Source organism: Pseudomonas sp. LAIL14HWK12:I7, assembly GCF_000483465.1.
Lineage (GTDB): Bacteria > Pseudomonadota > Gammaproteobacteria > Pseudomonadales > Pseudomonadaceae > Aquipseudomonas > Aquipseudomonas kermanshahensis.
Window position 1 is genome coordinate 362445 of record NZ_AXYZ01000001.1, and the last position, 21349, is coordinate 383793.

16 protein-coding genes and 1 pseudogene are annotated in these 21349 nt (G+C 61.5%); 15 read left to right on the forward strand and 2 right to left on the reverse strand.

Annotation, left to right across the window (positions count from 1 at the left end; all coding sequences use genetic code 11):
- Nucleotides 1-80 precede the first annotated feature (80 nt).
- A complete protein-coding gene (argA, locus tag D886_RS0101725) occupies nucleotides 81-1379 on the forward strand; it encodes an amino-acid N-acetyltransferase (protein ID WP_027592250.1) in 1299 nt (432 codons plus the stop codon).
- Nucleotides 1380-1530: 151 nt separating this feature from the next.
- On the opposite strand, the gene D886_RS0101730 is transcribed toward argA, so the two are convergent.
- On the reverse strand, nucleotides 1531-2907 hold the full coding sequence (locus D886_RS0101730) for a glutamine synthetase family protein (protein ID WP_027592251.1): 1377 nt from the start codon (nucleotides 2905-2907) through the stop codon (nucleotides 1531-1533).
- 574 nt (nucleotides 2908-3481) lie between these two features.
- Here D886_RS0101730 and D886_RS0101740 point away from each other — a divergent pair.
- From D886_RS0101740 to D886_RS0101770, 7 genes are all read left to right on the forward strand, one after another.
- A complete protein-coding gene (locus D886_RS0101740; RefSeq protein WP_027592252.1) occupies nucleotides 3482-4840 on the forward strand; it encodes a glutamine synthetase family protein in 1359 nt (452 codons plus the stop codon).
- A gap of 48 nt (nucleotides 4841-4888) precedes the next feature.
- Nucleotides 4889-6250, forward strand: a complete 1362-nt coding sequence (locus D886_RS0101745; protein ID WP_027592253.1) for an aspartate aminotransferase family protein — start codon at nucleotides 4889-4891, stop codon at nucleotides 6248-6250.
- A 169-nt stretch (nucleotides 6251-6419) separates the two neighbouring features.
- Nucleotides 6420-7517, forward strand: coding sequence for a polyamine ABC transporter substrate-binding protein (locus D886_RS0101750; protein WP_027592254.1), 1098 nt, complete (start codon nucleotides 6420-6422; stop codon nucleotides 7515-7517).
- A gap of 159 nt (nucleotides 7518-7676) precedes the next feature.
- Nucleotides 7677-8771, forward strand: a complete 1095-nt coding sequence (locus D886_RS0101755; protein WP_027592255.1) for a polyamine ABC transporter substrate-binding protein — start codon at nucleotides 7677-7679, stop codon at nucleotides 8769-8771.
- A gap of 71 nt (nucleotides 8772-8842) precedes the next feature.
- Nucleotides 8843-9985 carry a polyamine ABC transporter ATP-binding protein gene (gene potA / locus D886_RS0101760; RefSeq protein WP_027592256.1) on the forward strand — a complete coding sequence of 381 codons (1143 nt, stop codon included), beginning with the start codon at nucleotides 8843-8845 and terminating at the stop codon, nucleotides 9983-9985.
- The gene (locus tag D886_RS0101765; protein WP_027592257.1) at nucleotides 9982-10902 is read left to right on the forward strand and encodes an ABC transporter permease subunit; all 921 of its coding nucleotides are present in this window, start codon (nucleotides 9982-9984) and stop codon (nucleotides 10900-10902) included. Before potA ends, D886_RS0101765 begins: the two co-directional genes overlap by 4 nt.
- Entirely contained in the window at nucleotides 10899-11792 is an 894-nt protein-coding gene (locus tag D886_RS0101770) for an ABC transporter permease subunit (protein ID WP_027592258.1), read from the forward strand. Before D886_RS0101765 ends, D886_RS0101770 begins: the two co-directional genes overlap by 4 nt.
- A 103-nt stretch (nucleotides 11793-11895) precedes the next feature.
- On the opposite strand, the pseudogene D886_RS27555 reads toward D886_RS0101770, so the two are convergent.
- Nucleotides 11896-12351, reverse strand: a pseudogene (locus tag D886_RS27555) (transposase).
- Nucleotides 12352-12779: 428 nt separating this feature from the next.
- Between D886_RS27555 and D886_RS0101775 the strand changes: the two are divergent.
- The 7 genes from D886_RS0101775 to cysW all read left to right on the forward strand — a co-directional run bounded on the left by D886_RS0101775 (nucleotide 12780) and on the right by cysW (nucleotide 21346).
- The gene (locus D886_RS0101775) at nucleotides 12780-13868 is read left to right on the forward strand and encodes an efflux RND transporter periplasmic adaptor subunit (protein ID WP_027592259.1); all 1089 of its coding nucleotides are present in this window, start codon (nucleotides 12780-12782) and stop codon (nucleotides 13866-13868) included.
- Nucleotides 13865-14932: an efflux RND transporter periplasmic adaptor subunit gene (locus D886_RS0101780; RefSeq protein ID WP_027592260.1), complete on the forward strand. Its 1068-nt coding sequence runs from the start codon at nucleotides 13865-13867 to the stop codon at nucleotides 14930-14932. Before D886_RS0101775 ends, D886_RS0101780 begins: the two co-directional genes overlap by 4 nt.
- Nucleotides 14929-17991 carry an efflux RND transporter permease subunit gene (locus tag D886_RS0101785; RefSeq protein WP_027592261.1) on the forward strand — a complete coding sequence of 1021 codons (3063 nt, stop codon included), beginning with the start codon at nucleotides 14929-14931 and terminating at the stop codon, nucleotides 17989-17991. The genes D886_RS0101780 and D886_RS0101785 overlap by 4 nt, the downstream gene beginning before the upstream one ends.
- 226 nt (nucleotides 17992-18217) lie before the next feature.
- Nucleotides 18218-18400: a sulfur starvation response protein OscA gene (gene oscA, locus D886_RS0101790; protein ID WP_003258557.1), complete on the forward strand. Its 183-nt coding sequence runs from the start codon at nucleotides 18218-18220 to the stop codon at nucleotides 18398-18400.
- Nucleotides 18401-18448: 48 nt separating this feature from the next.
- Entirely contained in the window at nucleotides 18449-19456 is a 1008-nt protein-coding gene (locus D886_RS0101795) for a sulfate ABC transporter substrate-binding protein (protein WP_027592262.1), read from the forward strand.
- 186 nt (nucleotides 19457-19642) lie between these two features.
- A complete protein-coding gene (cysT, locus tag D886_RS0101800; protein ID WP_012274724.1) occupies nucleotides 19643-20461 on the forward strand; it encodes a sulfate ABC transporter permease subunit CysT in 819 nt (272 codons plus the stop codon).
- 12 nt (nucleotides 20462-20473) lie between these two features.
- Complete coding sequence (gene cysW, locus D886_RS0101805; RefSeq protein WP_027592263.1) at nucleotides 20474-21346, forward strand: sulfate ABC transporter permease subunit CysW; 873 nt, start codon at nucleotides 20474-20476, stop codon at nucleotides 21344-21346.
- Nucleotides 21347-21349: the final 3 nt, after the last annotated feature.

Below are 21349 nucleotides of genomic sequence, written 5' to 3' on the forward strand. Positions count from 1 at the left end.
TGACCGCAAGCCTGTTCCGACGATGATCTTGAACGCCCCCTGTATCGCCGTTCTCCGTCCACTTATCCACAGGCCCTGTCATGCCCGATTACGTCAACTGGCTGCGTCATGCTTCCCCGTACATCAATGCCCATCGCGACTGCACGTTTGTAGTCATGCTCCCTGGCGATGGGGTGGACCACCCTAATTTCGGCAACATCGTCCACGACCTGGTGCTGCTGCACAGCCTGGGCGTGCGGCTGGTGCTGGTGCATGGCTCGCGCCCACAGATCGAGAGCCGCCTGGCCGACCGTGGCCTGACCCCGCACTACCACCGTGGCATGCGCATCACCGATGCGGCGACCCTGGATTGTGTGATAGATGCCGTGGGTGCCTTGCGCCTGGCCATCGAAGCACGCCTGTCGATGGACATCGCCGCCTCGCCGATGCAGGGCTCGCGCCTGCGCGTGGCGTCCGGCAACCTGGTCACGGCGCGGCCGATCGGTGTGCTCGAGGGTGTGGACTACCACCACACCGGCGAAGTGCGCCGGGTCGACCGCAAAGGCATCAGCCGCCTGCTCGACGAGCGTTCCATCGTATTGCTGTCGCCGTTGGGTTATTCGCCCACAGGCGAAATTTTCAACCTGGCTTGCGAAGACGTGGCCACCCGCGCGGCCATCGAGCTGGGTGCCGACAAGCTGCTGCTGTTTGGCGCCGAACCGGGCCTGCTGGATGAGCAGGGCAAGCTGGTGCGTGAGCTGCGCCCACAGCAGGTGGCGCCGCATCTGCTGCGCCTGGGCAGCGACTACCAGGGCGAATTGCTGGATGCGGCCGCCGAGGCCTGCAAGGGCGGCGTGGCGCGTAGCCATATCGTCAGTTATGCCGAAGACGGCGCGCTGCTGACCGAGCTGTTCACCCGCGGTGGTGGCGGCACGCTGGTGTCGCAGGAGCAGTTCGAAGTCGTGCGTGAGGCGACCATCGAGGATGTGGGCGGCCTGTTGGAGCTGATCAGCCCGCTGGAAGAGCAAGGCATCCTGGTGCGCCGTTCGCGCGAGGTGCTGGAGCGGGAAATCGAGCAGTTCAGTGTGGTCGAGCGCGAGGGCATGATCATCGCGTGTGCAGCGCTGTACCCGATTGCCGATTCCGAGGCGGGGGAGTTGGCGTGCCTGGCGGTGAACCCGGAGTACCGGCATGGCGGGCGGGGCGATGAGTTGCTGGAGCGCATCGAGAGCCGTGCGCGGCAGATGGGGCTGAATACGTTGTTCGTGCTGACTACGCGGACTGCGCACTGGTTCCGTGAGCGGGGCTTTGCGCCCAGTGGCGTGGAGCGGCTGCCGGCGGCGCGGGCATCGCTGTACAACTACCAGCGCAACTCCAAGATTTTCGAGAAGTCCTTGTAAGCCTGTACCGGCCTCTTCGCGGGGCAAGCCCGCTCCCACAGGAAACTCACAAGGCTTGAAGCTTGTGGAATACCTGTGGGAGCGGGCTTGCCCGCGAAGCAGGCGGCGTGGTCTCGAATAAAAACGCCGCCCTTGTGGGCGGCGTTTTCAGTTACACGGTATGCAGATACCAGTTGTACTCGAGGTCGGAGATCGAGTGCTCGAACTCCTCCAGCTCGCTTTCCTTGCACGCGACAAAGATGTCGATGTACTTCGGATCGATGTACTTGTTGAGGATCTCGCTGTCGTCCAACTCGCGCAGGGCATCGCGCAGGTTGTTCGGCAGGCTCTGCTCCAACTGCTCGTACGAGTTGCCTTCGATCGGCGTGCCCGGCTCGATCTTGTTGGTCAGGCCGTGGTGCACGCCGGCCAGCACGGCCGCCATCATCAAGTACGGGTTGGCATCGGCGCCGGCGACCCGGTGCTCGATGCGCACGGCGTCTGCAGAGCCGGTCGGCACGCGCAGCGCGACGGTGCGGTTGTCCAGGCCCCAGCTCGGTGCATTCGGCACATAGAACTGTGCGCCAAAACGACGGTACGAGTTGACGTTCGGGCAGAGGAACGCCATGGACGCGGGCAGGGTCTCGAGCACACCGCCGACAGCGTGACGTAGCGCGGCGTTCTGCTCGGGATCCTCGCTGGTGAAGATGTTGTTGCCATCTTTGTCCAGCACGGAGATGTGAACGTGCAGGCCGTTGCCTGCCTGGCCCGGGTAGGGCTTGGCCATGAACGTGGTGTCCATTTCATGGTCGTAGGCGATGTTCTTGATCAAACGCTTGAGCAGCACTGCGTAGTCACAGGCCTTGAGCGGGTCTGGGACGTGGTGCAGGTTGACTTCGAACTGCGCAGGGGCGCTTTCCTTGACGATGGCATCGGCCGGAATACCCTGCTCTTTGGCACCTTCGAGGATGTCCTGCAGGCAGTCGGCGTATTCGTCGAGGTCGTCGATCAGGTACACCTGGGTCGACTGTGGGCGCTTGCCCGAGATCGGCGAGCGCGGCGGTTGCGGGCGGCCGTTCACGTTCTCCTGGTCGATCAGGTAGAACTCCAGCTCGAACGCGGCGCAGATGGTCAGGCCCATGTCGTCGAACTTGCTGACAACCTGACGCAACACTTCACGAGGGTCGGCGAAGAACGGCTCACCTTCGATCTCGTGCATGGTCATGAGCAGCTGTGCGGTGGGGCGTTTCTGCCACGGCTCGTTGCACAGCGTATCGGGGATGGGATAGCAGATGCGGTCGGCGTCGCCGATGTCCAGGCCAAGGCCGGTACTTTCGACGGTGGAACCGTTGATATCCAGGGCGAAGAGGGAGGCCGGCAGGTTGATGCCTTTCTCGTAAACCTTGTGGAGGCTGGTGCGCTCTATGCGCTTGCCGCGCACCACACCATTCATATCTGCAATCAGAAGGTCAACGTAGAGAACCTCAGGATGTTCCTTAAGGAACGCGTTCGCTTCGTTAAGCTGAACGGCACGCGGGGGTACCGACATGATGCAACACCTTTGTTGTTAAAAATATCAATCAAGGGGGGCTTGCAAGACCAGTCAATCGAAAAGCCCTACTGATGTCAAGCCAACCCCATGATGCCCTGAAATGGCACATCTACGGCAGATTTGCTGCATATCGGGGCGAACCATTATCCGCTATTTCCCGCGTGAAGGGCTATCTCAAGCGTGCCGTGTTTTATTTTTTACGGAGGTGTTGTGTAAAAAAATGAACAAGGCTAAGCTCGGATTCAACCCAGAACACAATAATACGAGGGTCACATGGTCCGCTTGTCGCGACCTGAAAGCACTGCCTGCGCAGTGCCATCGGGTACCCCTGTCGTTCATGCACGCACCGTCAACGGTGTGGCCGCCCTGGCCGCAATAATTGACGCTTGGCGCACCCGGACCATTCCCCGTAGCGGCTTAACACGCTTCGATTCGCCTTCCTGCCCTTCAAACTCATTACGGACACGCTTGTTTTCAGTGTATCCACTGTGCTCCTGCGTGGGGGTTTTTGCTTTAGCAATCTTCTCCATCCAGAATCAAGGCGCGGACCACCTTACCTCCTGAGGTATTTATGAGTAACAACCTCGACCAGCTCACCGATTGGTTGAAAGAGCACAAGATCACTGAAGTCGAATGCATGATCAGCGACCTGACCGGCATCACGCGCGGCAAGATCTCGCCGACCAACAAGTTCATCGCCGAAAAAGGCATGCGCCTGCCCGAGAGCGTGCTGCTGCAGACCGTGACGGGTGACTACGTCGACGACGACATCTATTACGAGCTGCTCGACCCGGCCGACATCGACATGATCTGCCGCCCCGACGAAGACGCCGTGTTCCTGGTGCCCTGGGCCATCGAGCCGACGGCGCAGGTGATTCACGACACCTACGACAAGAAGGGCAACCCGGTCGAGCTTTCGCCGCGCAACGTCTTGAAGAAAGTGCTCAAGCTCTACGCCGACAAAGGCTGGCAGCCAATCGTCGCGCCCGAGATGGAGTTCTACCTGACCAAGCGCAGCGAAGACCCGGACTTCCCGCTGCAGCCTCCGGTAGGCCGTTCGGGCCGCCCGGAAACTGGCCGCCAGTCGTTCTCGATCGAGGCCGCCAACGAATTCGACCCGCTGTTCGAGGACGTCTATGACTGGTGCGAACTGCAGCAGCTGGACCTCGACACGCTGATCCACGAAGACGGCACGGCGCAGATGGAAATCAACTTCCGTCACGGCAACGCCCTGCACCTGGCTGACCAGATCCTGGTGTTCAAACGCACCATGCGCGAGGCCGCGCTCAAGCACAACGTGGCCGCAACGTTCATGGCCAAGCCCATGACCGGCGAGCCGGGCAGTGCCATGCACCTGCACCAGAGCGTGGTTGATGTGGTCACCGGCAAAAATATTTTCAGCAACGAAGACGGCAGCATGAGCGAGCTGTTCCTGCACCACATTGGTGGCCTGCAGAAGTTCATCCCTGAAGCGCTGCCGCTGTTCGCCCCCAACGTCAACTCGTTCCGCCGCTTCCTGCCCGACACCTCGGCACCAGTGAACGTCGAGTGGGGCGAAGAAAACCGTACCGTCGGCCTGCGCGTACCGGATGCCGGCCCGCAAAACCGCCGGGTCGAGAACCGCCTGCCGGGCGCCGATGCCAACCCTTACCTGGCCATCGCCGCCAGCTTGCTGTGCGGCTACATCGGCATGGTCGAAGGCATCGAAGCCAGTGCGCCGGTGCAGGGCCGCGGTTACGAACGCCGCAACCTGCGCCTGCCGCTGACCATCGAAGACGCCCTGGAACGCATGGAAATCAGCCGTGCGCTGGTCCAGTACCTGGGCAAGAAGTTCATCACCGGCTACGTCGCCACCAAACGCGCCGAGCACGAAAACTTCAAACGCGTCATCAGTTCCTGGGAGCGTGAGTTCCTGCTGTTTGCTGTCTGATCAACCCTGGTGCCGCAGGAGCGCGGCTGTCGGATAACGGAGAAGCACATGAGCGTCAAAAACCCGCAAACCCGTGAATGGCAAAACCTGAGCGGCGAGCACCACCTCGCGCCCTTCAGCGACTACAAACAGCTGAAGGAAAAGGGGCCGCGCATCATCACCAAGGCCCAGGGTGTGCATTTGTGGGACAGCGAGGGCAACAAGATCCTCGACGGCATGGCCGGCCTGTGGTGCGTGGCGGTAGGTTACGGCCGTGAAGAGCTGGTGCGGGCTGCGGAAAAGCAGATGCGCGAGCTGCCGTACTACAACCTGTTCTTCCAGACCGCCCACCCGCCTGCGCTGGAACTGGCCAAAGCCATCACCGACGTGGCGCCGGAAGGCATGACCCATGTGTTCTTCACCGGCTCCGGCTCCGAAGGCAACGACACCGTGCTGCGCATGGTCCGTCACTATTGGGCACTCAAGGGCAAACCGCACAAGCAGATCATCATCGGCCGCATCAACGGCTACCACGGCTCCACCTTCGCCGGTGCGTGCCTGGGCGGCATGAGCGGCATGCACGAGCAGGGCGGCCTGCCGATTCCGGGCATCGTGCACATCCCGCAGCCGTACTGGTTCGGTGAGGGCGGCGACATGAGCCCGGACGAATTCGGTGTGTGGGCTGCCGAGCAACTGGAGAAGAAAATCCTCGAGGTCGGCGAAGACAACGTCGCCGCCTTCATCGCCGAGCCGATCCAGGGTGCCGGTGGGGTGATCATCCCGCCAGAAACCTACTGGCCGAAGGTCAAGGAGATCCTCGCCAAGTACGACATCCTGTTCGTGGCCGACGAAGTGATCTGCGGTTTCGGCCGTACCGGCGAGTGGTTCGGCTCCGACTACTACGACCTCAAGCCAGACCTGATGACCATCGCCAAAGGCCTGACCTCCGGTTACATCCCCATGGGCGGTGTGATCGTGCGTGACACCGTGGCCAAGGTGATCAGCGAAGGCGGCGACTTCAACCACGGCTTCACCTATTCAGGGCACCCGGTCGCGGCCGCCGTAGGCCTGGAAAACCTGCGCATTCTGCGCGACGAAAAAATCGTCGAGCAGGCGCGCACAGAAGCGGCACCGTATTTGCAAAAGCGTTTGCGTGAGCTGCAAGACCACCCGCTGGTGGGCGAGGTACGCGGCCTGGGCCTGCTCGGCGCGATCGAGCTGGTCAAGGACAAGGCCACCCGCAGCCGTTACGAAGGCAAGGGCGTGGGCATGATCTGCCGCAACTTCTGCTTCGAGAACGGCCTGATCATGCGCGCGGTCGGTGACACCATGATCATCGCGCCACCGCTGGTAATCAGCCATGCAGAGATCGACGAGCTGGTGGAAAAGGCGCGCAAGTGCCTTGACCTGACCCTCGAAGCGATCAGATGAGCACCTGCTAGGCTAGCGTTGTGACATTAGTTGGTTACAAGGGGCTGCTTTCCTTGAAACAGCGCCTTGTAACTTGCCAGACTAGCGACTGTTTCAGTCGCCCGACGCGTGTACTGCGGGACCTGGCAGCTGAACGGATGGCTAATCAAAAAAATCTGGAGCATGACGCATGAAGAAAATGGGCAAGACGTTGCTGGCCGCCGCCCTGATGGGTGCCATGGCGACCGCTGTTCAGGCTGAAGACAAGGTATTGAACGTCTACAACTGGTCGGACTACATCGCTCCGGACACCATCGCCAAGTTCGAGAAGCAGACCGGCATCAAGGTCAAGTACGACGTCTTCGACAGCAACGAAACCCTGGAAGCCAAGCTGCTGGCAGGCAAGTCGGGCTATGACATCGTCGTGCCGTCGAACAACTTCCTGGCCAAGCAGATCAAGGCTGGCGTGTACGAGGAACTGGACCGTTCCAAACTGCCGAACTGGAAGAACCTCGACACCGACCTGCTCAAGGCCGTTGGCGATGCCAGCGACAAGGACAACAAGCACGCCTTCCCGTACATGTGGGGCTCCATCGGCATTGGCTACAACCCGGAGAAGGTCAAGGCCGCGCTGGGCGTGGACAAGATCGATTCGTGGGACGTGGTGTTCAAGCCTGAGAACATCGCCAAGCTCAAGAGCTGCGGCGTGAGCTTCCTGGATGCGCCGACCGAGATGATCCCGGCCGCGCTGCACTACCTGGGCCTGCCAAGCAACAGCACCAAGAAGGAAGACCTGAAGGCCGCCGAGGACCTGTTCCTCAAGATCCGTCCTTCGATCACCTACTTCCACTCCTCCAAGTACATCGGCGACATGGCCAACGGCAACATCTGCGTGGCCGTCGGTTACTCGGGTGACCTGGAGCAGTCCAAGGCCCGCGCCCACGAAGCTGGCGACAAGGTCAAAGTGGACTACGTCATTCCGAAAGAAGGTGCCGGTACCTTCTACGACATGGTCGCCATCCCGAAAGATGCCGAGCATAAAGACGCTGCCTACCAGTTCATGGACTTCCTGATGCAGCCGGAAATCATGGCTGAGATCACCAACGCCGTGCGCTTCCCGAACGGCAACGCTGCCGCCACCCAGTTCGTGGACAAAGACATCACCAGCGACCCGAGCATCTACCCGCCTGCCGAAGTGAAGAAGCAGCTGTACGCGATCGCTGCGCCTGACGCTTCTGTGCAGCGTGTGATCACCCGCAGCTGGACCAAGATCAAGTCGGGCAAGTAAGCCCGATGCAAGGCGCTCTGGGCCGGGGTTGCCCGGCCCAGAGGCCATGAAAGGCAATTGATGATTGCGGCATCGAAGCTGCGAAGGTAAGTTGCGCGCCGGTTTTGCGTGTGCGGCCACATTGCCGCTACCCAGGCACTGATTGTGAGGACCACCCACTTGTCTATTTCTGTATTACGCAAGGCCTTGATGGCTGGAGCGGGCCTGACGCTGGCATGCAGCGTCCAAGCGGCGCCTACGGTGCATTTATACAACTGGTCCGACTATATCGGCCCGACCACACTCGCGGACTTCGAGAAGGCAACGGGTATCAAGCCCGTGCAGGACGTGTTCGACTCAAACGAAACCCTGGAAGGCAAGCTGCTGGCCGGCAACACCGGCTATGACGTGGTAGTGCCGTCCAACCATTTCCTCGGCAAGCAGATCAAGGCGGGCGCGTTCCAGAAGCTCGACAAAAGCCTGCTGCCCAATTATTCCAACCTGGATCCGGCGCTGATGAAACGCCTGGAAAAGAACGATCCGGGCAACCAGTACGCCGTGCCTTACCTGTGGGGCACCAACGGCATTGGTTACAACGTTGAAAAGGTCAAGGCTGCGCTGGGCGTCGACACCATCGATTCCTGGGCTGTGCTGTTCGAACCCGAGAACATGAAGAAGCTCTCCAAGTGTGGTGTGGCCTTCCTCGACTCGGCGGACGAAATGCTCCCGGCGGTGCTCAACTACATGGGGCTGGACCCCAACAGCAGCAACCCCAAGGACTACCAGGCTGCCGAGCAGAAGCTGCTGGCGGTGCGCCCTTACGTCACCTACTTCCACTCGTCCAAGTACATCACCGACCTTGCCAACGGCGACATCTGCGTCGCGGCGGGCTTCTCTGGCGACATCTTCCAGGCCAAGGCCCGCGCCGAAGAAGCCAAGAAGGGCGTGAACCTGGCGTATGCGATTCCCAAAGAAGGCGGCAACCTCTGGTTCGACGTGCTGGCGATCCCCAAGGACGCCAAGAACGTCAAAGAGGCCCATGCCTTCATCAACTATTTGCTGAAACCTGAGGTTATCGCCCAGGTCAGTGATTACGTCGGTTACGCCAACCCGAACCCCAAGGCTGGCGACCTGATGGACCAGGCCGTGAGGACTGACGCCGCGGTTTACCCACCGCAGGAAGTGCTGGACAAGATGTTCGTCAACAGTGAGTTGCCGCCCAAGGTGCAACGCTTGATGACCCGTAGCTGGACCAAGGTCAAGTCGGGCAAGTAACAATCCAGACCCGCCGCGGCCCCTGCAGAACAGGCCGCGCGGGCACAAAAATCTTGTTGGGAGTTTCACTCATGGCAGTTGCCTCCGGAGCCTATAAGAAAGCCCTCGAGGGTGGCCAGCAACCCAAGCAGGTGCTGGTCAAGATCGACCGGGTCACGAAAAAGTTCGACGAAACGGTAGCGGTGGACGATGTGTCCCTGGAAATCCGCAAGGGTGAGATTTTTGCCCTGCTGGGTGGCTCCGGTTCCGGCAAATCGACCTTGCTGCGTATGCTGGCTGGCTTCGAGCGCCCCACCGAAGGGCGGATCTTGCTCGATGGCGTCGACATCACCGAGATGCCGCCCTACGAGCGGCCGATCAACATGATGTTCCAGTCCTATGCGCTGTTCCCGCACATGACCGTGGCGCAGAACATCGCCTTCGGCCTGCAGCAGGACAAGCTGCCCAAGGCGGACATCGACGCCCGTGTGGCCGAGATGCTCAAGCTGGTGCACATGACCCAGTACGCCAAGCGCAAGCCGCACCAGCTGTCGGGTGGCCAGCGCCAGCGTGTGGCCCTGGCGCGTTCGTTGGCCAAACGCCCGAAACTGCTGTTGCTCGATGAGCCGATGGGCGCCCTGGACAAGAAGCTGCGTTCGCAGATGCAACTTGAGCTGGTGGAAATCATCGAGCGCGTGGGCGTGACCTGCGTGATGGTGACCCACGACCAGGAAGAGGCCATGACCATGGCCCAGCGCATCGCCATCATGCACTTGGGCTGGATCGCCCAGATCGGCTCGCCTGTGGACATCTACGAGACCCCGACCAGCCGCCTGGTGTGCGAGTTCATCGGCAACGTCAACCTGTTCGAAGGTGAAGTGGTCGACGACGCTGAAGGCCACGCGATCATTGCCAGCCCTGAACTGGAGCGCAAGATCTACGTTGGCCACGGCATCACCACGTCGGTCGAAGACAAGCACATCACCTACGCGCTGCGCCCGGAGAAGATGCTGGTCACGACCCAGCAACCGACCTGCGAGCACAACTGGTCGCGCGGCAAGGTGCATGACATCGCCTACCTGGGCGGCCACTCGGTGTTCTACGTCGAGCTGCCGAGCGGCAAGATCGTCCAGTCGTTCGTGGCCAACGCCGAGCGCCAGGGCACACGTCCGACCTGGGGCGATGAAGTGTACGTGTGGTGGGAAGACGACAGCGGCGTGGTACTGCGGTCATGAAACTGCGCAAGCTCAAGCGAGCCTTCCAGCGCTTGACCCCGGAGGGGCGGCACTTGGTGATCGGCGTGCCGTTCATCTGGCTGTTCCTGTTCTTCATGCTGCCGTTCTTCATCGTGTTGAAGATCAGCTTTGCCGAAGCCGACGTGGCGATCCCGCCGTATACCGAGATCTATAGCTACGTCGAAGACAAGATCCAGTTGGTGCTCAACCTGGCCAACTATGGCCTGTTGACCGAAGACGAGCTGTACATCTCGGCCTACCTGGGCTCGTTGAAGATGGCCTTCTTCAGCACCTTGCTGTGCCTGCTGATCGGCTACCCGATGGCCTATGCCATCGCCAACGCCCGCAAAGAGTCGCAGACTGTGCTGCTGTTGCTGATCATGATGCCGACCTGGACGGCGATCCTGATCCGCGTCTACGCCTGGATGGGCATCCTCAGCAACAACGGGCTGCTTAACAGCTTCCTGCTGTGGCTGGGGCTCATCGACCAGCCACTGCAGATTCTCAACACCAACCTGGCGGTGTACATCGGCGTGGTCTATTCGTACCTGCCGTTCATGATCCTGCCGCTGTACGCGAACTTGGTGAAGCACGACCCGAGCCTGTTGGAAGCCGCATCGGACCTGGGTTCGAGCACCTTCAACAGCTTCTGGAAGATCACCGTGCCGCTGTCGAAAAACGGCATCATCGCGGGCTGCATGCTGGTGTTCATCCCAGTGGTGGGCGAGTTCGTGATCCCAGAACTGCTGGGCGGCCCGGAAACCCTGATGATCGGTAAGGTGCTGTGGCAAGAGTTCTTCAACAACCGTGACTGGCCGGTAGCGTCCGCGCTGGCGGTAGTGATGCTGGCGATCCTGATCGTGCCGATCCTGCTGTTCAACCGCAGCCAGGCCAAAGAAATGGAGGGCAGGGCATGAAGCGCTTCAGTTTCTCCAAGCTGATGCTGGTGCTCGGCTTGCTGTTCATCTACCTGCCGATGCTGATCCTGGTGATCTACTCGTTCAACGCCTCGAAGCTGGTGACAGTGTGGGGGGGCTGGTCGATCAAGTGGTACGTCGGCCTGCTCGACAACACCCAGCTGATGGGGTCGGTGATGCGCTCGCTGGAAATCGCCTGCTACACGGCGGTGGCAGCGGTGGCGCTGGGTACCCTGGCGGCCTTCGTGCTGACCCGGGTCACCCGCTTCAAAGGCCGCACGCTGTTCGGCGGCCTGGTCACCGCGCCGTTGGTGATGCCAGAAGTGATCACCGGTCTGTCGCTGTTGCTGCTGTTCGTGGCCATGGCGCAGATGATCGGCTGGCCGCAAGAGCGTGGCATCGTCACCATCTGGATCGCCCACACCACGTTCTGTGCGGCGTACGTGGCGGTGGTGGTGTCGGCACGCTTGCGTGAGCTGGACCTGTCGATCGAGGAAGCGGCGATGGACCTGGGTGCCAAGCCGTGGAAGGTGTTCTTCCTGATCACCATCCCGATGATCGCGCCATCGCTGGCGGCGGGCGGCATGATGTCGTTTGCCCTGTCGCTGGATGACCTGGTGCTGGCCAGCTTCGTGTCCGGGCCGGGCTCGACCACCTTGCCGATGGAAGTGTTCTCGGCGGTGCGCCTGGGCGTGAAGCCAGAGATAAACGCCGTGGCCAGCCTGATCCTGTTGTCGGTGTCGCTGGTGACCTTCATGGTCTGGTACTTCAGCCGCCGCGCTGAAGAGCACCGTCGCAAGGCGATTCAGCAGGCCATCGAAGAAGGGGCTGCGGCGAACGTGTCGCAGCCACAGGTCAAGCGCCCGACGGCAGCAGCTGCGCCGGTCTGACCCACCTCTTCGCGGGCAAGCCCGCTTCTACAGGCAAGTGCAGCTCTAGAACACTGCACACATCCTGTGGGAGCGGGTTCACCCGCGAAACCCCAGCACCGATTCAAAGCCATACTGCATCCCAGTGTGGATAGTCCCGGACACTTCTGACCAATCCAGCCCTCAACGGATTGGCAACAATGTACCGGGCTACATGCACCATGCTTTCCTCCCTTCTCAATGCCCGGTCCTGATACCCAGGCTGCCACACCGGATCATGCTCAACCCCCGCCTAATGCAAAACCAGACTGGATCTGGATTTGAATCTGCGCATCAATGTACCCAGCGTCGTGCCTTTCAACTCGATCAGCCAATGCAGATGGTCCGGCATCAGTACCCAGGCCAATGACCGGCAGGCGTGGTCGTGATCGGATTGTCGCAGTTGATGGATAACTAATCGGGCATGTTGGAAGTCATTGAACAGCGGCTTGCGTTGATGGGTAACAGTAGTAAGCAGGTACAGCCTGCCGAGTTCTGAATAGCGACCACGTCGAAGCAGGTGTGATTGAGCCCGAGGCATTGGTTTCTTCCTTGAAGAGTGACCTCTCCAAGGTAGTGGATGTGAAACCGCAAAAGTGCGTTGGATGGTTTCGGGATATGGCAGGGGGCTTGTGGTTGCCTGTACCGGCCCTTTCGCGGGTGAACCCGCTCCCACAGGTGCTACGCACGATTCAGCATTTGCACAGTCCCTGTGGGAGCGGGTTCACCCGCGAAGAGGCCCGCACCAGCGCCGCAAATACTCGAGTGATCTCCATCAGTGATGTTTGCCACAGGTGCTATGCAGGATTCAGCATTTGCACAGTCCCTGTGGGAGCGGGTTCACCCGCGAAGAGGCCCGCACCAGCGCCGAAAATACTCCAGTGATCTCCATCAGTGATGTTTGCTGAACCCTGAACTACGCTGACAGTCGCATCTCACAAATCATTTGTGCGCAAGCTAGGAGCCTGCATGAGGGTGACGCGTCCACTGGTGCTGGCAGGCCTGAGTGTGCTGTACATGCTCACCGGCTGTAGCAAGGAAGAAACCCCCGAGACGCTGCCTCGGGTCGGTGTGCAACAGGTCCAGCCTACCGATTTCGCTGCCAGGGTGACCCTGACCGGCGACGTACAAGCGCGGGTGCAAACCGACTTGTCGTTCCGTGTGGGCGGCAAGATCATTTCGCGCAGCGTCGATGTGGGCGATCACGTCAAGGCCAACCAGGTACTGGCACGGCTGGACCCGAAAGACCTGCAGAACAACGTCGACTCGGCCAAGGCCGAGGTGTTCGCCGCCCAAGCGCGCGTGACGCAGACGGCCGCGGCTTTCGTGCGTCAGCAAAAGCTGCTGCCCAAGGGCTATACCAGCCAGAGCGAGTACGACTCCGCCGAAGCCGCATTGCGCAGCAACCAGAGCGCGCTCAAGGCCGCCCAGGCGCAGCTGGCCAATGCCAATGAACAGCTGAGCTACACCGCGCTGGTGTCCGAAGCTGCCGGCGTGATCACCGAGCGCCAGGCCGAGGTCGGCCAAGTGGTGCAGGCCACCATGCCGATCTTCGGCTTCGCCCGCGATGGCGACCGTGATGCAGTGTTCAACGTGTATGAATCGTTGCTGGTGGCACCGCCAAGCGATGAGGGGGTGATCGTGAAGCTGCTCGATGACCCCAACGTCCAGGCGCAAGGCTTCGTTCGCGAAGTGACGCCAACCGTTTCAGCCCAAAGTGGCACGGTGCAGGTCAAGGTTGGCCTGCGCAACGTGCCGCCCGGCATGCAGCTGGGCTCACCGGTGACGGCCACTGCCAATACCCAGGGGCGCTCCAGCATCGAGCTGCCCTGGTCGGCTTTGACCAAGGCCTTGCATGAGCCTGCCGTCTGGGTGGTGGGCGAGGGCGACAAGGTCGAACTGCGCAAGGTTGAAGTAGCGCGCTACCTCACCGGCAAGGTCGTGGTCGCCAACGGCCTCAAAGGCGGCGAGACCGTGGTGGTCAATGGCGGGCAGTTGCTGCACCCCGGCATGCAGGTGGAAAAAATCGATGAAAAGGCTGCGGGGGATGCGCCATGAAGCGCTTGCTGTTATTGCTCCCGGTCGGGCTGTTGCTGGTTGCTTGCAGCTCTGAGGAAGAAGCGGTCGAGCCCGTTCGGCCGGTGCTTTCGGTGAAGGTCGAACCGCAGGTGCAAGCGCAACTTGGGCGCTTTGCCGGCAGCATTCAGGCGCGCTTCGAGAGCACCTTGGGCTTTCGCGTGTCCGGGCGTATTGCCCGGCGTTGGCTTGATGTGGGGGCGCAGGTGAAGCCTGGGGACACACTGGCCACCCTCGACCCCACCGACCAGCAGAACCAGTTGCGCGCCGCCGAAGGCGACTTGGCCAAGGTCCAGGCGCAGTGGATAAACGCCCAGGCCGACGCGCGCCGTCAGCAGCAGCTGTACGACCGCGGTGTCGGCGCCCAGGCCCAGCTGGACATTGCCCAGACCAACCTGAAAACCACCGGTGCGGCGCTGGAGCAGGCACGCTCGGCGGTCAGCCAGGCGCGTGACCAGCTTGATTACAGCACCCTGCGCACCGACCACGCGGCGGTGATCACTGCCTGGCAGGCCGAAGCTGGGCAAACGGTAACGGCGGGCCAGGCTGTGGTGACCCTGGCCCGGCCAGACGTCAAGGAAGCCGTGATCGACCTGCCGATCGGCGTGGGCGAGCAACTCGACAAGGGCCTCACCTTCACCGTGGCCTCGCAGCTCGACCCCAGCATCAACACCACGGCCTCGTTGCGCGAGCTGGAACCGCAAGCCGACGCCACCACGCGCACCCGGCGTGCGCGCCTGACCCTGACCAGCACACCGGCCGCCTTCCACCTTGGCACCGCGATCAGCGTGAGCCTGAGCTCTGCGGTCACGCCGCGCAGTGAACTGCCCCTGAGCGCCTTGCTCGAGCGTGACGGCAAGACCCAGGTGTGGGTGATCGACACGCAGCAGAAAACCGTGGCGACCCGGGATGTCGCCTTGATCGACCGCACCCGCGAACACATCGTCATCGCCTCCGGCGTACAGCCAGGCGAGCGCGTGGTGACTGCCGGCGTCAACAGCCTCAAGCCTGGCCAGAAGGTCACCTTCGACGAGGATGCGCAATGAAAGGAAGCTTCAACCTGTCCGAATGGGCGCTCAAGCATCAATCGTTCGTCTGGTACCTGATGTTCGTCGGCTTGCTGATGGGGATTTTTTCCTACTTCAACCTGGGCCGTGAGGAAGACCCGTCGTTCACCATCAAGACCATGGTCATCCAGACCCGCTGGCCCGGTGCGACCCAGGACGAAACCCTGTACCAGGTCACCGACCGCATCGAGAAGAAACTCGAAGAACTGGACTCGCTCGACTACACCAAAAGCTACACCCGCCCGGGCGAGTCAACGGTCTACGTGTACCTGCGCGACACCACCAAGGCCAAGGACATCCCGGACATCTGGTACCAGGTGCGCAAGAAGATCCAGGACATCCGCGGCCAGTTCCCCGAGGGCATCCAAGGCCCGGCGTTCAACGACGAATTCGGTGATGTGTTCGGTTCGATCTACGCCTTCACCTCCGATGGCCTGACCTTGCGGCAACTGCGGGACTACGTGGAGCAGGCCCGCGCCGAAGTGCGCGAAGTGCCCAATATCGGCAAGATCGAGCTGGTCGGCACCCAGGACGAAGTGCTGTACCTGAACTTCTCCACCCGCAAACTGGCGGCCTTGGGTATCGACCAGCGCCAGGTCATGCAGGCGCTGCAATCGCAGAACGCGGTGACCCCGGCAGGGGTGATCGAGGCGGGCCCCGAACGTATTTCGGTGCGGACCACCGGCCAGTTCGCCTCTGAAAAGGACCTGGAAACGGTCAACCTGAGGATCAATGACCGCTTCTTCCGCCTTGCCGACATTGCCGATATCGAGCGCGGCTACGTCGACCCGCCGTCACCGATGTTCCGCTACAACGGCCAGACCGCCATTGGCCTGGCCATCGGCATGAAGGCGGGCGGTAACATCCAGGTGTTCGGCGCCGCCCTGAAGAAGAAAATGGACAGCGTGATCGCCGACTTGCCGGTGGGGGTGGGTGTGCACACCGTGTCCGACCAGGCCGTGGTGGTCAAACAGGCGGTGGGTGGCTTTACCAGCGCACTCTTCGAGGCCGTGGTGATCGTGCTGGCGGTGAGCTTCGTCAGCCTCGGCGTGCGCGCCGGGCTGGTGGTGGCCTGCTCGATCCCGCTGGTGCTGGCCATGGTCTTCGTGTTCATGGAGTACAGCGGCATCACCATGCAACGGATCTCGCTGGGCGCGTTGATCATCGCCCTGGGCCTGCTGGTGGACGATGCGATGATCACCGTGGAGGTGATGGTCACACGCCTGGAAATGGGCGAGAGCAAAGAGCAGGCCGCGACCTTTGCCTACACCTCGACGGCGTTCCCGATGCTGACCGGTACCCTGGTGACGGTGGCCGGCTTCGTGCCGATCGGGCTCAACGCCAGTTCGGCAGGTGAGTACACCTACACACTGTTCGCGGTGATCGCCGTGGCGCTGATCGTGTCGTGGGTGGTGGCGGTGTTCTTCGCCCCGGTGCTGGGCGTGCATATCCTCAGCAGCAAGGTCAAAGCCCACGAGGCCGAACCCGGGCGCGTGGGCCGGGCATTCGAGGGCGGCCTGCTGTGGTGCATGCGCAACCGCTGGCTGACCATCATTGGCACCGTGCTGCTGTTCGCGCTGGCGATATTCTGCGAGCGCTTCGTGCAGAACCAGTTCTTCCCATCATCCGACCGCCCCGAAATCCTGGTCGACCTCAACCTGCCGCAAAACGCCTCGATCGAAGAGACCCGTAAAGTCGTCGACCGGCTGGAGGCCAGGATCAAGGACGACCCGGACCTGGTGCGCTGGAGCACCTACATTGGCCAGGGCGCGATTCGCTTCTACCTGCCCCTCGACCAACAATTGCAGAACCCCTACTACGCGCAGTTGGTGATCGTCAGCAAAGGCTTCGAAGAGCGCCAGGGCATGATGGATCGCCTGCAGAAACTGCTGCGCGAAGAGTTCGTCGGCATCGGCACCAACGTGCAATCGCTGGAGATGGGCCCGCCGGTGGGCCGGCCGATCCAGTACCGGGTCAGCGGCCAGGACATCGACCAGGTGCGCAAGCACGCCATCGAGCTCGCCACCTTGCTCGATGCCAACGAGCACATCGGCGAGATGATCTACGACTGGAACGAGCCGGGCAAAGTGCTGCGCATCGAGATTGCCCAAGACAAAGCGCGTCAGCTGGGGCTGTCGTCCGAAGACGTGGCCAACGTGATGAACAGCATCGTCACCGGCGTGCCGATTACCCAGGTCAACGACAACATCTACCTGGTCAACGTGGTTGCCCGCGCCGAAGACAGCGAGCGTGGCTCGCCCGATACCTTGCAGAACCTGCAGATCCTCACCCCCAATGGCACCTCGATTCCGCTGCTGTCCTTCGCCACGGTGCGTTACGAGCTGGAACAGCCGTTGGTCTGGCGGCGTGATCGCAAGCCGACCATCACCATCAAGGCGTCGGTCAATGGCGACATCCAGCCCACCGACCTTGTGGCTCAGCTCAAGCCCAAGATCGACGAGTTCGCCAGCAAACTGCCGGTCGGCTTCGAGGTGGCGACCGGCGGTACGGTGGAGGAGAGCGCCAAGGCGCAAGGGCCGATCCGCAAGGTTATTCCGTTGATGCTGTTCCTCATGGCGACCTTCCTGATGATCCAGCTGCACAGCGTTCAGAAGCTGTTCCTGGTGGTCAGCGTGGCGCCGTTGGGCTTGATCGGGGTGGTGCTGGCGTTGGTGCCTACGGGTACGCCGATGGGCTTTGTGGCCATTCTCGGGATTCTGGCCCTGGCCGGTATCATCATTCGTAACTCGGTGATCCTGGTGACCCAGATCGATGAGTTCGAGGCGCAGGGGTTGTCCCCGTGGGATGCGGTGGTGGAGGCCACCAACCACCGGCGGCGGCCGATCTTGCTGACGGCGGCCGCGGCCAGCTTGGGCATGATCCCGATTGCCCGCGAGGTGTTCTGGGGGCCGATGGCCTACGCCATGATTGGCGGGATCATCGTGGCCACCTTGCTGACGCTGCTGTTTTTGCCGGCGCTGTATGTGGCCTGGTACAAAATCCGCGAGCCTGAACACAAAACTACAAGCACACACTGACCCCTGTGGGAGCGGGTTTACCCGCGAATGCGATGGTGGATTCACCGCCGCATTCGCGGGTAAACCCGCTCCCACGAGGTCGGCGTGATGGCTTTGCAAAATGGTTATATAAACATTCTTAAACAGTATTTTTAAGAATATCCCCGCCTCACTACTATTGCCCTCAAGCCAGGCGCAAATCCCCTTCAAACCTCTGCCCGGCACCCTCACTCCAAGGAGAACGAGCATGAGTGCATCTCTGCGTAGCATCGACGGTCAGGACGAAGCCACCATTCTGCGTGAGATCCAGAGCGCCCTGCGCGATCTGCGTTTCGGTGCGGTGGAGATTACCGTGCACAACGCTCAGGTCGTCCAGATCGAGCGCAAGGAGAAGTTCCGCCTGCAACAGCCCGGCAACAAGACCGGCTGATCGCGCCACACCTCTAAAACTAGAAAAATGCCAATCGGGAGCTTCACCATGTCCATCCGCCGTTATGCGCTCGCCGCCCTGGCCAGTGCTGTTTTTGCCGGTTCCGCAATCGCCAAGGACTACGAACTGCTGAACGTGTCCTATGACCCGACCCGTGAGTTGTACCAACAGTACAACGCCGAATTCATCAAGCACTGGCAGCAGTCCCACCCGGACGACAAGGTGAAGATCCAGCAATCCCACGGTGGCTCGGGCAAACAGGGCCGCGCTGTAATCGATGGCCTGCGCGCCGACGTGGTGACCCTGGCCCTGGCCGGCGACATCGACGAAATCGCCAAGCTTGGCAAGACCCTGCCGGACAACTGGCAGACCCGCCTGCCGGACGCCAGCACCCCGTACACGTCGACCATCGTGTTCCTGGTGCGCAAGGGCAACCCGAAAGGCATCAAAGACTGGGGCGACCTGATCAAGAAAGACGTCTCGGTCATCACTCCGAACCCGAAAACCTCTGGCGGCGCCCGGTGGAACTTCCTCGCCGCCTGGGCTTATGGCCTGAAGACCGGCGGTAGCGAAGACAAGGCCAAGACTTACGTGCAAGAGCTGTTCAAGCACGTGCCGGTGCTCGATACCGGCGCCCGTGGCTCGACCATCACCTTCGTCAACAACGGCCAGGGCGACGTCCTGCTGGCCTGGGAAAACGAAGCCTTCCTGGCGCTGAAGGAAGACGGTGGCGCCGACAAGTTCGAAATCGTCGTGCCGTCGCTGTCGATCCTGGCCGAGCCACCGGTGGCCGTGGTCGACAAGAACGCTGAGAAGAAGGGCAATACTGCGATTGCCACCGAATACCTCAAGCACTTGTACAGCCCGGCTGGGCAGAAGATCGCCGCCGAGAACTTCTACCGCCCACGTGACGAGAAGGTCGCTGCCGAATTCGGCAAGCAATTCCCGAAACTGGACCTGGTCACCATCGACAAGGACTTCGGTGGCTGGAAGACTGCACAACCCAAATTCTTCAATGATGGCGGTGTGTTCGACCAGATCTATCAGGCACAGTAAGCGGTTATGGAAAAACGGGGCCGCTGTGCGGCCCATTCGCGGCACAAGGCCGCTCCCACAAGGAACCGCGCTCCCCTGTGGGGGCGGCCTTGTGCCGCGAATGGGCTGCACAGCAGCCCCAAGATTCAGAAGCCTGCACTGGCCCGGGATTAATTCCGGGCTTCGTGCGTTCAACCAGGGATACTTATGTCACGTCGTATTTCCCCCGTCATACCCGGCTTCGGGCTGACGCTGGGTTACACCTTGGTGTACCTCAGCCTGATTGTGCTGATTCCGCTGGCGGCCATGTTCATCCATGCCTCGCAGCTGACCTGGGAGCAGTTCTGGAACATCATCAGCGCGCCGCGGGTCATCGCCGCGCTCAAGCTGAGTTTCGGCACCGCCCTGTTCGCCGCCATCATCAACGGTGTGATCGGTACGCTGCTGGCCTGGGTACTGGTGCGCTACACCTTCCCCGGGCGCAAGATCATCGACGCGATGATCGACCTGCCGTTCGCCCTGCCTACCGCCGTGGCCGGTATCGCCCTGACGGCCCTGTACGCCCCGGCGGGCTGGGTTGGCCAGTTCGCCACCGACCTGGGCTTCAAGATCGCCTACACACCGCTTGGCATCACCTTGGCGCTGACCTTCGTGACCCTGCCGTTCGTGGTGCGCACGGTGCAGCCGGTGTTGGCCGACATCCCGCGTGAAGTCGAAGAAGCCGCCGCCTGCCTGGGCGCAAAACCGCTGCAGGTGTTCCGCCACATCCTGGCTCCGGCACTGCTGCCTGCCTGGCTGACCGGCTTTGCCCTGGCCTTCGCCCGTGGGGTGGGTGAGTATGGTTCGGTGATCTTCATTGCCGGCAACATGCCGATGAAGACCGAGATTCTGCCGCTGCTGATCATGGTCAAGCTCGACCAATACGACTACACCGGCGCGACTGCCATCGGCGTGCTGATGCTGGTGGTTTCCTTCATCCTGCTGCTGCTGATCAACCTGCTGCAGCGCCGCATCGAAACCCCTTGAAGGAGGCCGGCTATGTCTAGTTCATCCCTGAGCGCTACCGCCGCCGCCAATGCCGCCCGCCGTGGCAGCGCCACCTCGCGGCGCATCCTGATCGGCCTTGGCTGGTTGGTGTTCGCGCTGTTCTTGCTGCTGCCGCTGGTGATCGTGGTATCGCAGGCGCTGAAAAACGGTTTCGGCACTTTCTTCGAGGCGATCTTCGAGCCCGACGCCTTGTCGGCGCTCAAGCTCACCCTGTTTGCCGTGGCCATCTCGGTGCCGCTGAACCTGGTGTTTGGCGTCAGCGCGGCGTGGTGCGTGAGCAAGTACACCTTCCGTGGCAAGAGCGTGCTGGTGACCCTGATCGACCTGCCGTTCTCGGTCTCGCCGGTGATCGCGGGCCTGGTCTACGTGCTGATGTTCGGCGCGCAGGGCCTGTTCGGCCCCTGGCTGCAGGACCATGACATCCAGATTGTGTTCGCGCTGCCGGGCATCGTCCTGGCGACGATCTTCGTTACCGTGCCATTCGTTGCCCGTGAACTGATCCCGCTGATGCAAGAGCAGGGCACCCAGGAAGAAGAGGCCGCGCGCCTGCTGGGCGCCAATGGCTGGCAGATGTTCTGGCATGTGACCCTGCCCAACATCAAATGGGGCCTGATCTACGGCGTGGTGCTGTGTACGGCGCGGGCGATGGGTGAGTTCGGCGCGGTGTCGGTGGTGTCCGGCCATATCCGCGGCGTTACCAACACCTTGCCGCTGCACGTGGAGATCCTCTACAACGAGTACAACCACGTCGCGGCCTTCAGCGTGGCCAGCCTGTTGCTGATCCTGGCGCTCTTCATCCTGCTGCTCAAGCAGTGGAGCGAGAACCGTATTAACCGCCTGCGCCATAGCGCTGCGGAGGAATAATTC

Excerpts from the sequence above, each read along its gene's own strand:
- argA (WP_027592250.1), top strand. The coding sequence starts at position 81 with ATGCCCGATTACGTCAACTGGCTGCGTCATGCTTCCCCGTACATCAAT.
- D886_RS0101730 (WP_027592251.1), bottom strand. The coding sequence starts at position 2,907 with ATGTCGGTACCCCCGCGTGCCGTTCAGCTTAACGAAGCGAACGCGTTC.
- D886_RS0101740 (WP_027592252.1), top strand. The coding sequence starts at position 3,482 with ATGAGTAACAACCTCGACCAGCTCACCGATTGGTTGAAAGAGCACAAG.
- D886_RS0101745 (WP_027592253.1), top strand. The coding sequence starts at position 4,889 with ATGAGCGTCAAAAACCCGCAAACCCGTGAATGGCAAAACCTGAGCGGC.
- D886_RS0101750 (WP_027592254.1), top strand. The coding sequence starts at position 6,420 with ATGAAGAAAATGGGCAAGACGTTGCTGGCCGCCGCCCTGATGGGTGCC.
- potA (WP_027592256.1), top strand. The coding sequence starts at position 8,843 with ATGGCAGTTGCCTCCGGAGCCTATAAGAAAGCCCTCGAGGGTGGCCAG.
- D886_RS0101765 (WP_027592257.1), top strand. The coding sequence starts at position 9,982 with ATGAAACTGCGCAAGCTCAAGCGAGCCTTCCAGCGCTTGACCCCGGAG.
- D886_RS0101770 (WP_027592258.1), top strand. The coding sequence starts at position 10,899 with ATGAAGCGCTTCAGTTTCTCCAAGCTGATGCTGGTGCTCGGCTTGCTG.
- D886_RS0101775 (WP_027592259.1), top strand. The coding sequence starts at position 12,780 with ATGAGGGTGACGCGTCCACTGGTGCTGGCAGGCCTGAGTGTGCTGTAC.
- D886_RS0101780 (WP_027592260.1), top strand. The coding sequence starts at position 13,865 with ATGAAGCGCTTGCTGTTATTGCTCCCGGTCGGGCTGTTGCTGGTTGCT.
- D886_RS0101785 (WP_027592261.1), top strand. The coding sequence starts at position 14,929 with ATGAAAGGAAGCTTCAACCTGTCCGAATGGGCGCTCAAGCATCAATCG.
- oscA (WP_003258557.1), top strand. The coding sequence starts at position 18,218 with ATGAGTGCATCTCTGCGTAGCATCGACGGTCAGGACGAAGCCACCATT.
- D886_RS0101795 (WP_027592262.1), top strand. The coding sequence starts at position 18,449 with ATGTCCATCCGCCGTTATGCGCTCGCCGCCCTGGCCAGTGCTGTTTTT.
- cysT (WP_012274724.1), top strand. The coding sequence starts at position 19,643 with ATGTCACGTCGTATTTCCCCCGTCATACCCGGCTTCGGGCTGACGCTG.
- cysW (WP_027592263.1), top strand. The coding sequence starts at position 20,474 with ATGTCTAGTTCATCCCTGAGCGCTACCGCCGCCGCCAATGCCGCCCGC.